The sequence below is a fragment of the Streptococcus sp. HSISS2 genome, from assembly GCF_000448665.1.
GTDB lineage: Bacteria > Bacillota > Bacilli > Lactobacillales > Streptococcaceae > Streptococcus > Streptococcus raffinosi.
Map to the genome: position 1 here is coordinate 1,192,444 of NZ_CM002133.1, position 2,276 is coordinate 1,194,719.

The following is a 2,276-nucleotide window of genomic DNA, read 5'->3' on the forward strand; positions in this document are numbered from 1 at the left end:
GCCTTTTCACTATCAAGCCCTAGTTTCCCTCCTTTGAGAGGAAATAGCAAGGCGTACCACTTACCAACAATTCGATATGAAAGATAGTCTGGATATTTCTCAAATGGATGATCTGCCTGGTCTGAAAATTCTTGAGTCAAGAAGTTTGCCAGACGATTAGCCTGTGGGGATGAGAACAATTGATCCTCATAGCAGGATTCAGCCACTTGCGAAAGGAGTGCTCCATAGGCTTGTCTGACTTGACCCACATAGGTTCCCCTTGCTTGGGGACTACGAAAGGTATCATAAGGCTCATTAAGGTCAATGTCTAGAACCTGTCCTCTTAGATTACCTTCTTCATCAATGAGTAGTCTAGCTTCAAGTTCTTGGTCAATGAGGGGCTTTCTTAATTCCCATCCTTTATCAGTGGTCCTAAATCCGAAGGCCTCCAGGCTCTCAGGGTTTAACCGTTTCTTCTTAAAATAGGCATCCTCAAAAGTCATTATTCCTCCTTTTTTCAAAGGAAAAGTTGAGACAAAATCATGCCCCAACACCTTTTTTATTTCGTTGACTGACGTAAGGTAAGACCGTGATTCAGAATAACGTCTTTTTCTTCTAGTTCTTCCTTATTCATAATTTTAGTCAACATACGCATGCTAACTGCCCCTAAATCATAGAGAGGGAGACTGATACTTGTCAGATTTGGACGGGTGTAACTTGTAATCGGTGAATCATTGCTGGTAATGATTTCAAAATCTTCAGGAACCGATTTACCTGCTGCAAAGAGACCATTTAGGAGGCCTGCAGCCAATTCGTCTTCTCCCACATAGGCAGCCGTAGCCCCAGAGTTCAAGACACGTTGTGCCAAATCAAAACCATCTTTGTAGCTATACTTAGCTTCGAAGACAAGTCCCTCGTTGTAGCGCATATTATTTTTTCAAGTCCTGCCTTATAACCAACCAAACGAAGCTTACCATTAATATCATCAATCAGTGGTCCTGATACAAAGGCAACCTTTTCATTGTTTTTAGCAAGCTGTGTAATAGCATCTTCAACGGAAGCCTTATAATCAATGTTAACACTTGGTAATTGATTTTCAAGGTCAACTGTACCTGCTAAAACGATTGGTGTACGGGTACGAGAGAATTCTGCACGGATTTTTTCTGTCAGATGATACCCCATGAAAATGATACCATCCACTTGTTTAGCAAATAAAGAATTAATGACTGCAACTTCATGATCGTCATTTTCATCACTAGAAGCAAGAACAATATTATACTTGTACATAGAAGCGATGTCATCGATACCTTTTGCCAGAGTCGCAAAATAGCTATTAGCAATATTTGGAATAACAACTCCTACAGTAGTGGTTTTCTTACTCGCCAAGCCACGCGCAACTGCATTTGGACGATAATCCAGGCGATCAATGACTTCGAGCACTTTTTTCGAGTGTTTTCTTTTACATTTTTATTTCCATTTACAACACGAGAGACCGTTGCCATAGACACACCAGCTTCGCGGGCAACATCGTAAATAGTAATCGTTTCATCAGTATTCATAAAAACACATCCTTTCTAACATAACGCTCACTTATCCAAGATAATTGTAGCAAATTTTGAAAACACTTTCAATTATTTTGACTGATTTTTTACAAAAAATGAAAGGGTTTACCTCTTCTCAACCATAATGAAGTAAGCCATTTCAAAAAATAATGTTTTCCGTTAGCCTTTTCATTGCGATTCCAAGCTTACAGAGAAAACCATTAAAATGCTTTTATGAAAGAAAATGATTTAATGAAAAGCCAAAAACAACTTGAATTTTCCCTGCAAAAGTGACAGAATGAGTGTAAGAAATACAAAGGAGTTTTTTATGTCTAAACTTGATCGCATTCGTCATTTTCTGTATGAACATAAAGCGGGTCTAGCCATTGTTTCAGATCCTGTTACCGTCAATTATCTTACTGGTTTTGATTGTGACCCCCATGAACGTCAAATGTTCCTCTTTGTCTATGAAAACCGCGAGCCTGCGCTTTTTGTTCCTGCTCTTGAAGTAGCACGAGCTTCTGCTGTTCTCGACTTCCCAGTCTTTGGTTATGTAGACTCTGAAAATCCTTGGCAAAAGATCAAGGCTGGTCTAGCAAGCACAGATAGTCCTGTTATCTATGCGGAGTTTGACAATTTAAATGTGACTAAATTCCAAGGGTTGCAAACTGTCTTTGACGGACGTTTTGAAAACTTGACACCATTCATCCAAAAAATGCGTGTCATCAAGTCAGCTGATGAAATTCAAAAATAGAT

3 pseudogenes are annotated in these 2,276 nt (G+C 39.2%); 1 reads left to right on the plus strand and 2 read right to left on the minus strand.

Annotated features, from left to right (window positions below):
* A pseudogene (locus tag HSISS2_RS05300) lies at positions 1-482 on the minus strand (MmcQ family protein); the annotation flags it as partial.
* Positions 483-538: 56 nt separating this feature from the next.
* Positions 539-1,538 (minus strand): annotated as a pseudogene (ccpA, locus tag HSISS2_RS05305) (catabolite control protein A).
* Positions 1,539-1,848: 310 nt separating this feature from the next.
* Between ccpA and HSISS2_RS05310 the strand changes: the two are divergent.
* Positions 1,849-2,271 (plus strand): annotated as a pseudogene (locus HSISS2_RS05310) (aminopeptidase P family N-terminal domain-containing protein); the annotation flags it as partial.
* Positions 2,272-2,276 lie beyond the last annotated feature (5 nt).